This is a genomic window from Hydrogenophaga sp. YM1, assembly GCF_016903055.1.
GTDB classification, from domain to species: domain Bacteria; phylum Pseudomonadota; class Gammaproteobacteria; order Burkholderiales; family Burkholderiaceae_C; genus Hydrogenophaga; species Hydrogenophaga borbori.
Window position 1 is genome coordinate 4,680,606 of the sequence record NZ_CP070223.1, and the last position, 11,556, is coordinate 4,692,161.

Here is an 11,556-nt window from a genome sequence, read left to right on the forward strand (position 1 = left end):
TCCGATCCGGCGCGCGAAACCGGGTGGCGCTCAGCGGCGGCGGCGCGAAGCCCGCGCCACGCCCAGGCCCCACAACGCCAGCCCCAGGCCCCACCAGGCCCCGAAGGCGCCGCCGCCGCCCCCCGTGGCTGGCGGCGTGGGCGGGGCCACCGCGCGCACGACGACGGCGTCGCTGCCGGTGCCGCCGTTGCTGTCGGTGACCTTGAGCCGGAACACCCAGCGGCCCTCCACGGCGGGCAGTTGCACGCCGGTCACGGACTGGGTGTTGTTGGGGATGGCGACGGCGGTGGTGCCGCTGTCCTGGGTCCATTGGTAGCCCGTGAGGGTCGCTGGCGCGAGCGCCACGCTGGCCTGGCCATCGAGCGTGACAAAAGCGCCCGGCACCACGACGTTCACCGCCTGGATCACGGCGGCAGGGCCCGTGGCCAGCTGCAAGGACCGGTCCGCGTCCAGCAGGCCGGCGCCGCAGGTGGTGGGGGTGCACTGGCACACCCCACCGTTGGCCGGTCCGCAGGCCAGCCCGCCCGCCACGGTGTGCGACCGCACCCCGGCCTGCATGCGCTCCATCAGCGCCTGCGGGGTGAGGTGGGGGTTGAGGGCGAGCATGAGGCTGGCCACGCCGGCGGCCTGGGGCGCGGCGAAGCTGGTACCTTTCTTGTAGCCATAGGTGTCGCCGCCCGGCCCGGTGAAGCCGGCGTTCGTGGTCGAGTAGAGGTTGTCGGGGTCCAGGGGCGTGGTGCCCGACCCGCCCGGCGCGGCCAGGGCCACGTTGGCCCCGAAGTTGGAATAGTCCGCCTTGGCGCCGTCGCGCTGCACCGAGGCCACGGCCATCACCCCCTGGCAATCGGCCGGGCGCGTGAGCGGGCCCGACTCGTTGCCTGCGGCCACCACCAGCAAGGCGCCCGCCGCCCGCACGTCGTCCACGGTGGTCTGGTACGCCGGGCTGCAGGCCGAGCTGCCACTGAAACTCAGGTTGATCACGCGCGCCGGCGTGGGATTGGCCGGCACCCCGGCCACCGGCAGGCCGGCGGCCCAGCGCACGCCGTCGAGCAGGTCGGACACCAGGGCGCCGCACTTGCCCGACACCCGCACGGGCAGGATGCGCGCCTCCCAGTTGAGGCCCGCCACCCCGATGCCGTTGTCGGTCGCCGCGGCGATCTGGCCGGCGATGAAGGTGCCGTGCCAGGAACTGAAGGCCAGGTCGCAGCCGGAGAACAAGGGGTTGCCGAGATCGGTCGGAGAGATCCAGTCGCCGGGGTCGGTCGCATCGGCGTCCCGGCCGTTGCCGTCGTTGGCCACCTGCAACTCGCTCACGAAGTCGTACCCCGCGAGCAGCTTGCCGGCCAGGTCGGGGTGGCTGAAGCGCACGCCGCTGTCCACCACGGCCACGACCGTGGACTGGAGTCCGGTGCCGAGATCCCACGCGGGCGGCAGGTTGAGCCCCGCCGGTTCGCCGTCGCCCGGGCCGCGCAGGTGCCACTGCAAGCCGTAGTTCGCGTCGTTGGGCACCAACTGCGGGCGCACGAGGACGTTGGGCTCGACCCAGGCCACGTCCGGGTGCAGGCGCACGCGGCGCAGGGCGTCGGCCAGCGCGCGGCCCTGCATCGGGCGGTCGAAGCGCAGCAGGGCCGCGCGGCCCGCCTCGCCGACGGAGACGGCGCGCACACCGGTGTCGCGCGCCAGCCGCTCGGTTTGTTCGCGCGAGCGCTGGGTCGCCCGTTGCCAGGCGCCGGCCAGGCGGGCCTCGCGGTCGGCCCAGGGGCCGCGGTCGGTTTCCTCGCGGCTCAGCGGATTGGCGCCGTCGCGGTAGCCAACGATGAGGCCGAAGGCCGGTGCATCGCCACTGGCCACCGGCTGCGCGGCCAACACGTTCCCCAAGACCAGAGCGGCCAGGGCCAGCACACATCCGCGCAACAGCTTTGAAACCATGGGCGGGTTGTAGCACGCGGGCACACCAAATTTTCGGCGCCTCCGACCGGGCCCATGCGGAGTTACCCCAGAAGGAATTTGCAATTCCTTTTCATCACATGGCCGACGCCATTCTTTGGCCGTCGAACCAGGCCAGGGCCTCGTTCCAGAGGGGCTGGGCGCGCGGGCGGAAGTAGCCCATGTGCCCGATGGGACCCAGACCGTCGCGGCGCGAGTCCAGGGTCACGGCCTTCACGGGCGCGTTGCGGTAGCCGGCCATGAAGGCGTCGCGCGAGGCCGGCGGCGCCCAGGCGTCGTCGAGCGCATTGACCGCCACGATCGGAAAGCGCACGGCGTCGAAGCGCGCGGTCACCTCGCGCATCTGCGGGTCGTCGAAGAAGTAGCGCGGGAAGCGGCACCAGTGGCGCCACTGGCGGTAGACGTCGATCGGCAGGTCCTCGCCCATGCCGAGCTTGCTCCAGGGCAGGTAGCCGGCCAGGCGCGTGGCCAAGGGGCCGATGAGGTTCCACATGATCTGCACGCGCAGGCGCTCGAGCGGCGGCATCCAGCCGTGCCAGCCGGCGCCGGTGGCGAAGGTGTAGGCCGCGTCCACGTGCTCCGGGTGCGGCAGCAGGCCCAGGGCGTGCCCGCCGTAGGAATGGCCCACCAGCCACAGCGGCACGCCGGGCGCGCGCATGGCGGCCACGGCCGCGGCCAGGTCGAGCCGGCCCCAGTCGAGGTAGTCCATGCGAAAGCCCTTGAGGCTGTTCGGCGCCGAGCGGCCGATGCCGCGGTAGTCGAGCGTGAGCACGTCGACGCCTTGCGCGGCCACGTGCTGCGCGAAGCGCTTGTAGAAACCCTGGGGCACCGCCGTGGCGCCGCCCACCACGAGGTGCGCGCGCGGCGGCGCCGGGCCGCGGTAGCGGTGGGCCGCCAGCGGGTAGCCGTCGGCGGCGTGCAGGGTCAGGGACTCGATGCGCACGGCGTCGGCCGCGCGGTCCTGGGTGAGGGGGTTCATGGCGAGGGCTCCTGAAAAGGGGCGCAGGACGGGTCGGCCGACAGCAGGGCCAGCAGGGTGTCGGTGGCGCGCTGCATGGGCTCGGCGCTGTGCGCGACGCGCGACTGCAGCAGGCCACCTTCGTAGGCAGCGACGATGAGCGCGGCCAGGCCCTGGGCGCGCTCGGCGGGCAGGCCGGCGCCGGCCAGGGCCTGGGCGATGCGTTCGCGCACGCGCCCGAAGGCGCGCGCCAGGGCCTCGCGCAGGGCGCGGTCCTCGGGCCCGGATTCCAGCGCCACCGTGGCCAGCGGGCAGCCGGCCTCGAAGCCGGTCTCCTGCAGTCGGGCGGTGGCGCCGGCGATCCAGCGGCGCAGGGCCAGCAGCGGGTCGGGCGTGCCGGCGAGCAGCTTGTCCAGGCCGGCGGTCATGCGCTCCACCACCTGGTCGATGGCGGCCACGGCCAGCTCGGTCTTGCCGCCCGGGAAGTGGTGGTAGAGCACGCCCTTGGGCGCCTGGGCCGCCCGCAGCAGCTCGGTCAGGCCAATGCCGTGCAGGCCGCGCCGGCGCAGGGCGTCGGTCATGGCGGCGATGAGGCGCTCGCGGGCGGGCTCGACAGGCGGTGGGGCGGGCATGCGAGTCATTCTCTAGACCGATCGGTCTAGCGTCAATGACCCCCGGCGGTCAAGCTGTCGTCTGGGCGACGCGGCGACCGGTGCCGAGGCGAAGCGCCGGTCGCCGCTGTCTTGGCTGCTCCGGGCCTTTCCGCCCACAAAAAAAGCGCCCGAAGGCGCCTTTTCTGCGGACGCGAGCGACGGCTTACTTGGCCACCACGCGCGCCATTTCCAGGCACTTGTTGGAGTAGCCCCACTCGTTGTCGTACCAGCTCACCACCTTGATGAAGGTGCCGTCGAGCGCGATGCCGGCGTCGGCGTCGAAGATCGAGGTGCGGGCGTCGCCGCGGAAGTCGGTGGCGACCACCTTGTCCTCGGTGTAGCCCAGCACGCCCTTGAGCTTGCCCTCGCTCTGCGCCTTCATCTCGGCGCAGATCTCGGCGTAGGTGGCGGCGCTGTTGAGTTCCACCGTCAGGTCGACCACGGACACGTCGCTGGTCGGCACGCGGAAGCTCATGCCGGTGAGCTTCTTGTTGAGCTCGGGGATCACGACGCCCACCGCCTTGGCCGCGCCAGTGCTGCTGGGGATGATGTTCTCCAGGATGCCGCGGCCGCCGCGCCAGTCCTTGTTGCTGGGGCCGTCCACGGTTTTCTGCGTGGCGGTGGCGGCGTGCACGGTGGTCATGAGGCCGCGCTTGATGCCCCACTTGTCGTTGAGCACCTTGGCCACCGGGGCCAGGCAGTTGGTGGTGCAGCTGGCGTTGCTGATGATGGCCTGGCCGGCGTAGGTCTCGTGGTTCACGCCGTAGACGAACATGGGCGTGTCGTCCTTGCTGGGCGCGGACATGATGACCTTCTTGGCGCCCGCGGCCAGGTGCTTCTCGGCGCCGGCCTTGTCCAGGAAGATGCCGGTGGACTCGATCACCACGTCGGCGCCGACCTCGCCCCACTTGAGCTCGGCCGGGTCTTTCACCGCGGTCAGGCGGATCTTCTTGCCGTTGACGATGAGGCTGGAGCCCTCGACCTTCACGTCACCGTCGAAGCGGCCGTGCACGCTGTCGTACTTGAGCATGTAGGCCAGGTAGTCGGGCTCGAGCAGGTCGTTGATGGCGACCACTTCGATGTCCTTGAAGTTGGCGACCGCCGCGCGGAACACCATGCGCCCGATGCGCCCGAAACCGTTGATACCGACCTTGATCGTCATGCTGTCATCTCCAGGGGTTGATTCGGAAAAACCGGAAAAGGGTCACTGCCCGGCGAGCACGGCGCGCACCGTGTCCGCCACGTTCTGCTCGGTGAAGCCGAAGTGCTTGAACAGCACCGGCGCGGGCGCCGACTCGCCATAGGTGTCGATGCCGACCACGGCCGAGACGCCGTACTTCCACCAAAAATCGGTGACGCCCATCTCGACCGCGATGCGCGGCAGGCCGGCGGGCAGCACGGCCTTCTTGTAGGCGGCGGCCTGGCGGTCGAAGCGGGTGGTGCTGGGCATGGACACCACGCGCACCGCGATGCCGTGCTCCTGGGCCAGCAGCGCCTGCGCCTTGAGCGCGAGTTGCACCTCGGAGCCGGTGGCGATGATCACCGCCTGGGCTTTCTGCTTGCCGGCGGGTTCGGCCAGCACGTAGGCGCCCTTGGCGATGTCGCCCAGGCCGCTCTTGGGCAGGTAGGGCAGGTTCTGGCGCGACAGCAGCAGCGCCGTGGGCCGGTCGCGGTTCTCCAGCGCCACGGTCCAGGCCACGGCGGTTTCCGCGGTGTCGGCGGGGCGCCAGACGTCCAGGCCCGGGATCAGGCGCAGGCTGGCGGCGTGCTCGATCGACTGGTGCGTGGGGCCGTCCTCGCCCAGGCCGATGGAGTCGTGCGTGAAGACGTGGACCACGCGCTGCTTCATCAGCGCGGCCATGCGAATGGCGTTGCGCGAGTAGTCGCTGAAGGTGAGGAAGGTGCCGCCGTAGGGGATGTAGCCACCGTGCAGGGCCACGCCGTTCATGATGGCGGCCATGCCGAACTCGCGCACGCCGTAGTTGATGTGGCGGCCCAGGCGGCCGGCCTCGTCGCGCACCACGTTGCCGGCGATGTCCAGGCGCAGCGGCGGCGTGGATTTGGTATTGGTGAGGTTGGAGCCGGTGAGGTCGGCGCTGCCACCCAGCAGTTCGGGCAGCGCGGCGGTGAGGTGCTCCAGCGCGAGCTGGCTGGCCTTGCGGCTGGCCACGGTCTCGGCCTTGGCGTGGGCCTGGCGGGCCGCGTCGGCGGCCAGCGCGGCGAAGTCCTTCGGCAGCTCGCCCTTCATGCGGCGCTCGAACTCGGCGGCCAGCTCGGGGTGGGCGGCGCGGTAGGCGCGAAAGCGCGCGGTCCAGTCGGCCTCGGCCTCGGCGCCGGCGGCTTTCGCGTCCCAGGCGGCGTAGACCTCGTCGGGCACCACGAAGGGCGCGTGCGGCCAACCCAGGGCCTCGCGCGTGAGCTGGATTTCCTCGGCGCCCAGCGGCTCGCCGTGCGCCTTCGCGGTGTTGGCGCGGTTCGGGCTGCCCTTGCCGATGTGCGTCTTGCAGACGATCAGCGTGGGCTGCTCGGGGTGGCGGCGCGCCTGGGCGATGGCCTGGTCCACCGCGTCCGCGTCGTGGCCGTCGATGGGGCCGATGACGTTCCAGCCGCAGGCCACGAAGCGCAGGGCGGTGTTGTCGATGAACCAGGGCGTGACCTTGCCGTCGATGGAAATGCCGTTGTCGTCGTACAGCGCGATGAGCTTGTTGAGTTTCCAGGCGCCGGCCAGGGCCACGGCCTCGTGGCTGATGCCCTCCATGAGGCAGCCGTCGCCCAGGAACACGTAGGTGTGGTGGTCGACGACGGTGTGGCCGGGGCGGTTGAATTCGGCGGCCAGCAGCTTCTCGGCCAGGGCCATGCCCACGGCGTTGGTGATGCCCTGGCCCAGCGGGCCGGTGGTGGTTTCCACGCCGGGCGTGATGCCCACCTCGGGGTGGCCGGCGGTCTTGCTGTGCAGCTGGCGGAAATGCTTCAGCTCCTGCAGGGGCAGCGCGTAGCCCGTGAGGTGCAGCAGCGAGTAGATGAGCATGGAGCCGTGCCCGTTGGACAGCACGAAGCGGTCGCGGTCGGCCCAGTGCGGGTTCACCGGGTTGTGCTTGAGGTGGCAGCCCCAGAGCGCGACGGCCATGTCGGCCATGCCCATGGGTGCACCGGGGTGGCCGGAGTTGGCGGCCTGCACGGCGTCCATCGCCAGAGCGCGGATGGCGTTGGCCATGACCAGGGGAGAGACGGTGACGCCGGCGGAGTCGCTCATGAAGACCTCGGGTGGGGTGGGGGCGCGGCGTGGGCGCGTCGCGCGCCGCCCAGCCTGGGGAAAACCCCGGATTTTAGCGACTGGGCCCGCGCCGGCCGCTCGCGCGGGGGGTATCGGCCCTGGCGGCCGGGCGCGCGGCCCACCGTACGATGGCCGCCACCGCCCACCCGAGCCCATGACCGATCTGCCTTCTCCCGCGCTGCTGGCGATCTTCGCCGGCGCGGCGCTGGTCGTGTGGTGGGCCGGCGTGCGGCTCACCCAGGCCACCGACCGACTGGACCAGGCCTTCGGCTGGGGCGACGAGATGGGCGGGCTGGTGTTGCTGGCGCTGGTGACCAACCTGCCCGAGATCGCCATCACCGCCAGCGCCGCGGCGGGCGGGCGCGTCGAGGTGGCCGTGGCCAACCTGCTGGGCGGCGTGGCTATCCAGACCCTGCTGCTGGCGCTGTTCGACGCCGTGGGCCACCGCGGCGCGGTTCCGCTGTCCACCCGCGTGGCCTCGCCCCAGGCGCTGGCCGAGGCGCTGATGGTGGTGGCGCTGCTGGCCCTGGTGCTGCTGGGCCACTGGCTGCCGGCCGACGCCCTCCGTTTCGGCGTCACGCCGGACGGCGCGCTGACCGTCTTCGCCTGGCTGGGTGGCCTGCTGCTGGTGCGCCGGCTCAGCCAACGCCCCTCGGCCGCGCCCCGCCGCCCTACCCGCCGTCTGTCGGACGGCCTGCGCGGCGCCAGTCTGCTGTTCGCCGCCTGCGCCTTGCTCACACTCATCGGCGGCGTGCTGCTCGAGCGCAGCGGCGACGCCCTGGCCCGGCGCTGGGGCATCGACGGCGTGCTTTTCGGCGCCACCGTGCTCGCCGCGTCCACCGCCCTGCCCGAGGTCGCCACCGGCCTGGCGGCCATGCGGCGCGACGAGCCCGCGCTGGCGGTGAGCGACATCCTGGGCGGCAACGCCCTGCTGCCCGTGCTGCTGGTGCTGGCCACGGCGCTGGCCGGCCAGGCCGTGATGCCTGGCGCCAGCGCGGAGACGCTGTACATCACCGCCCTGGGCCTGCTGATGACCGGCGTCGTCGCGGCCGGCCTGCTGTGGCGCCCGCGCCGCAAGCGCCTGGGCATGGGGCCGGACAGCTGGGCGCTGCTGCTGGTCTATGGGGCCGGCATGGCGGGCCTGTTCGCGCTGGCCGGTCGCTGAGCCGCCGCGGGGCGGCTACAGTCGAGGCCTCGCCCCTTCACCATGGCCCACCCTGCCCACGCCATCCTCCTGGCCGCCGGCCGCGGCAACCGCATGCGGCCGCTGACCGACCAGTTGCCCAAGCCCCTGCTGGTCGTGCATGGCAAGCCGCTGCTGCAATGGCACGTGGACGCCCTGGCCGAGGCCGGCTGCGCCGACCTGGTGATCAACACCGCCTGGCTCGGCGAGCAGATCCCCGCGCATTTCGGCCCATACCCACGCAGCAGCGAAGGCCTGGCGCTGGACATCGCCTACTCGGCCGAGGGCGAGGACTTCGGCTACGCGCTGGAGACCGCTGGCGGCATCGCGCGCGCGCTGCCGCTGCTGGACGAGGTGTTCTGGGTCGTCGCGGGCGACGTCTTCGCGCCCGGCTTCCCCTTCGCGCCCGAGGCGCTGGAGCGCTTCGCGCGGGGCGAGCGCCTGGCCCACCTGTGGCTGGTGCCCAACCCCGAGCACAACCCCCGCGGCGACTTCGGCCTCAGCCCCGAAGGCCTGGCGCTCAACCTCGTTGCAGGCGCCGAGGCCCCGCGCCACACCTACAGCACCATCGGCCTGTACCGGCGCGCGCTGTTTGAGGCGCCGTGGTTCGACATTCCGCCCGGCAACCCGCAGGGCCGCGCCGAGCCGCTGGCGCCGCTGCTGCGCCGGGCCATGGACGCCGGCCGCGTGAGCGCCGAGTTGTACCCGGGGCCCTGGACGGATGTGGGAACACCCCAGCGCCTGGCCGAGTTGAACCGGCAGGAGCCCCCACGCTCCACGGCGGCGCGGGCCGCGCCCCCCCAAGGGCGCTGATCCGGCGGCGGGCGGGCGACGCCGGATCGCCTCTGGACCCCGCGCCCCGGCGCTTGCCGCCACAATGGCGCGATGGACGCTTCGACCCACTTCCGCCTCTACGCCGAGCGCCGCGCGCGCCTGGCCTCGCAACTCGGCCCCGGCGGCATCGCCATCGTGCCCACCGCGCTGGAACGTCCGCGCAACCGAGACACCGACTTCATCTACCGACACGACAGCTACTTCTATTACCTGAGTGGCTTCGCCGAGCCGCAGGCCTGGCTCTTGATCACCGCCGAGGGCCGCACCACGCTGTTTTGCCAGCCCAAGGACCTGGAGCGCGAGATCTGGGACGGCATCCGCCTGGGCCCCGAGGCCGCGCCGGCCGCGCTGGGCGTGGACGAGGCCTTCTCCGTCGCCGAACTCGACCAGCGCCTGCCCCGGCTGCTGGAGAACCGCGCGGTGGTCTGGTACCCCTTCGCCATCCACGCGGGGCTGGAAGGCCGCATCGATGGCTGGCTGCAGAAGGTGCGCGCGCGCGTGCGCTACGGCGCCCTGTGCCCCGAAAGCCAGCGCGACCTGTGCACCCCGCTCGACGAGATGCGCCTGGTGAAGGACGCGCACGAACTGGACATCATGCGCCGCGCCTCGCGCATCAGCGCGCGCGGTCACATCCGCGCCATGCAGCGCAGCGCCGCCATGCTGCGCGCCGGGCAGGACGTGCGCGAGTACCACCTCGACGCCGAGCTGCTGCACGAGTTCCGCCAGGGCGGCTCGCAGTACCCGGCCTACGGCAGCATCGTGGCGGCCGGCGCCAACGCCTGCATCCTGCACTACCGCGCCGACGCCGCGCCCATCCGCGACGGCGAGCTGGTGCTGATCGACGCCGGCTGCGAGCTCGACGGCTACGCCAGCGACATCACGCGCACCTTCCCCGCCAACGGCCGCTTCACCGGTCCGCAGCGCGCGGTCTATGAGCTGGTGCTGGCCAGCCAGGAGGCGGCCGTGGCCGCCACCAAAGCCGGCGCGCGTTTCATCGATCCGCACGAGGCCACCGTCAAGGTGCTCGCCCAGGGCCTGCTCGACCTGGGCCTGCTCGACAAGAACAAGGTGGGCGCGGTGGACGACGTGATCGCCCAGCGCGCGTACTTTCCGTTCTACATGCACCGCACCGGCCACTGGCTGGGCATGGACGTGCACGATTGCGGCAGCTACGTCGAGCCGTCCGAGGTCGGCCAGGTCAGCGAGCGCCAGGACCCGCTGTCCGGCGAGACCATCAAGGACCGCCCGAGCCGCATCCTGCGCCCAGGCATGGTGCTCACCATCGAGCCGGGGCTGTACATCCGCCCCGCCGAAGGCGTGCCCGAGCGCTTCTGGAACATCGGCATCCGCATCGAGGACGACGCCGTGGTCACCGAAACCGGCTGCGAACTGATCACCCGCGACGTGCCGGTGGCGCCCGACGCCATCGAGGCCCTGATGCGGGGCTGAGCCGACTACTGCAGCGTGCGGTGCTCCGGCAGGAGGGGCATCAGCCCGGCGGCGGGCGCCGCGGCGCTGCCCAGCTCCAGCAGCCAACGCGAACTCAGCCGGCCCAGCAACACCCGCATGGGCCGCGACAGCGCCGGGTGCTGCGCCAGCTCGGTGAGATTGCTCACCACCTTGCCGACCATCAGTTCGCGCTGGCACACCGGACCGCTGTGCTGGGCGCAACCGGTCATGAGCGCGAGCGTGCCGGCCAGCAGCGCCTCGACGGGCGGCAGGCTGTATTCCTCGTCGGCGTGGGTCGGAAAGGACGGCTTCATGGGGTGCTCCGGCGGTGACAGGCTGGCCATCATATGAGAACAATTCTCATTTGCAAAGGCCGCACCCCTTTTCCCCAGCGGCGATGGGCTCACAATCCCCCGGCCGCAACAACGACAAGGAGAGTCACATGCAAGGCGACAAGAAAGTGATTGCCCACCTTCAGGCGCAACTGAAGAACGAGCTGACGGCGATCAACCAGTACTTCGTGCACTACCGCATGCTCAAACACTGGGGCCTGGACAAGCTCGCGAGCAAGGAATACGAGGAATCGATCGGCGAGATGAAGCACGCCGACAAGCTGATGGACCGCATCTTCATGCTCGACGGCCTGCCCAACCTGCAGGATCTGGGCAAGCTCGGCATCGGCGAGGACGTGCCCGAGATCCTGCGCTGCGACCTCACGCTCGAGCAAGGCGCGCAGGCCACCATCAAGGAAGGCATCGCGCACTGCGAGGCCGTGCGCGACTACGTCTCGCGCGACCTGCTCCAGACCATTCTGGACGACACCGAGGAACACATCGACTTCCTGGAGACGCAGATCGAGCTGGTCGAGAAGGTCGGCCTGCAGAACTACCTGCAAAGCCAGATGGGTTCGGTGAGCTGAGGCGACTCAGGGGAGAAGCCGCCCGTCGGGCGGTTTTCAAGAAGGCTTGCGCAATGAATGCGATCCATTATCATTTGCAGAAGTTTCTTGGTACCCAACCCCATGATCGTCTGCGTTTGCCACCGCGTCAGTGACAAGACCATCGCCCAGTGCGCCCGGTCCGGCATGGCGTTTGACGACATCCAGCTCGAACTCGGCGTGGCCACGCAGTGCGGCCAATGCGAAGGCTGCGCGCGCTCGGTCTTCGCCGAATGCGCCCCGGGCCAGGTCGTGGCCCACCTGCAGCGACAGACCGCCGAACAGGCCCGCCAGGTCGAACGCGCCTGAGCCCGCTCGCCC

At 71.4% G+C, this 11,556-nt stretch carries 11 protein-coding genes; 5 read left to right on the forward strand and 6 right to left on the reverse strand.

All coding sequences use genetic code 11. The features are described 5' to 3' along the window. Nucleotides 1-30 precede the first annotated feature (30 nt). From JNX00_RS22075 to tkt, 5 genes are all read right to left on the reverse strand, one after another. A complete protein-coding gene (locus tag JNX00_RS22075) occupies nt 31-1,929 on the reverse strand; it encodes a S8 family peptidase (protein WP_204743707.1) in 1,899 nt (632 codons plus the stop codon). A 94-nt stretch (nt 1,930-2,023) separates the two neighbouring features. Next, nucleotides 2,024-2,926 carry an alpha/beta fold hydrolase gene (locus JNX00_RS22080; RefSeq protein ID WP_204743708.1) on the reverse strand — a complete coding sequence of 301 codons (903 nt, stop codon included), beginning with the start codon at nt 2,924-2,926 and terminating at the stop codon, nt 2,024-2,026. Continuing rightward, a complete protein-coding gene (locus JNX00_RS22085; RefSeq protein WP_239478210.1) occupies nt 2,923-3,537 on the reverse strand; it encodes a TetR/AcrR family transcriptional regulator in 615 nt (204 codons plus the stop codon). The genes JNX00_RS22080 and JNX00_RS22085 overlap by 4 nt, the downstream gene beginning before the upstream one ends. A gap of 184 nt (nt 3,538-3,721) precedes the next feature. Next, nucleotides 3,722-4,720, reverse strand: a complete 999-nt coding sequence (gap, locus tag JNX00_RS22090; protein WP_070399729.1) for a type I glyceraldehyde-3-phosphate dehydrogenase — start codon at nt 4,718-4,720, stop codon at nt 3,722-3,724. Between the two features lie 42 nt (nt 4,721-4,762). After that, nucleotides 4,763-6,811 carry a transketolase gene (tkt, locus tag JNX00_RS22095; protein WP_204743710.1) on the reverse strand — a complete coding sequence of 683 codons (2,049 nt, stop codon included), beginning with the start codon at nt 6,809-6,811 and terminating at the stop codon, nt 4,763-4,765. Nucleotides 6,812-6,986: 175 nt separating this feature from the next. Here tkt and JNX00_RS22100 point away from each other — a divergent pair, with 175 nt between their 5' ends. The 3 genes from JNX00_RS22100 to JNX00_RS22110 all read left to right on the forward strand — a co-directional run bounded on the left by JNX00_RS22100 (nt 6,987) and on the right by JNX00_RS22110 (nt 10,298). Next, nucleotides 6,987-7,997 carry a hypothetical protein gene (locus JNX00_RS22100; RefSeq protein WP_204743711.1) on the forward strand — a complete coding sequence of 337 codons (1,011 nt, stop codon included), beginning with the start codon at nt 6,987-6,989 and terminating at the stop codon, nt 7,995-7,997. 42 nt (nt 7,998-8,039) lie between these two features. Beyond that, nucleotides 8,040-8,828 carry a nucleotidyltransferase family protein gene (locus tag JNX00_RS22105; protein WP_204743712.1) on the forward strand — a complete coding sequence of 263 codons (789 nt, stop codon included), beginning with the start codon at nt 8,040-8,042 and terminating at the stop codon, nt 8,826-8,828. Nucleotides 8,829-8,900: 72 nt separating this feature from the next. Beyond that, nucleotides 8,901-10,298 (forward strand): aminopeptidase P N-terminal domain-containing protein, encoded by a 1,398-nt coding sequence (locus JNX00_RS22110; RefSeq protein ID WP_204743713.1) that lies wholly within the window; start codon nt 8,901-8,903, stop codon nt 10,296-10,298. A gap of 5 nt (nt 10,299-10,303) precedes the next feature. Here JNX00_RS22110 and JNX00_RS22115 read toward each other — a convergent pair whose 3' ends face one another. Next, nucleotides 10,304-10,612 (reverse strand): hypothetical protein, encoded by a 309-nt coding sequence (locus tag JNX00_RS22115; RefSeq protein WP_204743714.1) that lies wholly within the window; start codon nt 10,610-10,612, stop codon nt 10,304-10,306. A gap of 128 nt (nt 10,613-10,740) precedes the next feature. Between JNX00_RS22115 and bfr the strand changes: the two genes are divergently transcribed. Both bfr and JNX00_RS22125 read left to right on the forward strand, forming a co-directional pair. Further along, on the forward strand, nt 10,741-11,217 hold the full coding sequence (gene bfr / locus JNX00_RS22120; RefSeq protein WP_070399723.1) for a bacterioferritin: 477 nt from the start codon (nt 10,741-10,743) through the stop codon (nt 11,215-11,217). 102 nt (nt 11,218-11,319) lie between these two features. Continuing rightward, nucleotides 11,320-11,544, forward strand: a complete 225-nt coding sequence (locus tag JNX00_RS22125; protein WP_070399722.1) for a (2Fe-2S)-binding protein — start codon at nt 11,320-11,322, stop codon at nt 11,542-11,544. Nucleotides 11,545-11,556: the final 12 nt, after the last annotated feature.

Bases quoted from the DNA above. Each gene is read 5' to 3' on its own strand.
- JNX00_RS22100 (WP_204743711.1), top strand. From the start codon at position 6,987: ATGACCGATCTGCCTTCTCCCGCGCTGCTGGCGATCTTCGCCGGCGCG.
- JNX00_RS22075 (WP_204743707.1), bottom strand. From the start codon at position 1,929: ATGGTTTCAAAGCTGTTGCGCGGATGTGTGCTGGCCCTGGCCGCTCTG.
- JNX00_RS22080 (WP_204743708.1), bottom strand. From the start codon at position 2,926: ATGAACCCCCTCACCCAGGACCGCGCGGCCGACGCCGTGCGCATCGAG.
- JNX00_RS22105 (WP_204743712.1), top strand. From the start codon at position 8,040: ATGGCCCACCCTGCCCACGCCATCCTCCTGGCCGCCGGCCGCGGCAAC.
- tkt (WP_204743710.1), bottom strand. From the start codon at position 6,811: ATGAGCGACTCCGCCGGCGTCACCGTCTCTCCCCTGGTCATGGCCAAC.
- JNX00_RS22125 (WP_070399722.1), top strand. From the start codon at position 11,320: ATGATCGTCTGCGTTTGCCACCGCGTCAGTGACAAGACCATCGCCCAG.
- JNX00_RS22115 (WP_204743714.1), bottom strand. From the start codon at position 10,612: ATGAAGCCGTCCTTTCCGACCCACGCCGACGAGGAATACAGCCTGCCG.
- JNX00_RS22085 (WP_239478210.1), bottom strand. From the start codon at position 3,537: ATGCCCGCCCCACCGCCTGTCGAGCCCGCCCGCGAGCGCCTCATCGCC.
- JNX00_RS22110 (WP_204743713.1), top strand. From the start codon at position 8,901: ATGGACGCTTCGACCCACTTCCGCCTCTACGCCGAGCGCCGCGCGCGC.
- gap (WP_070399729.1), bottom strand. From the start codon at position 4,720: ATGACGATCAAGGTCGGTATCAACGGTTTCGGGCGCATCGGGCGCATG.
- bfr (WP_070399723.1), top strand. From the start codon at position 10,741: ATGCAAGGCGACAAGAAAGTGATTGCCCACCTTCAGGCGCAACTGAAG.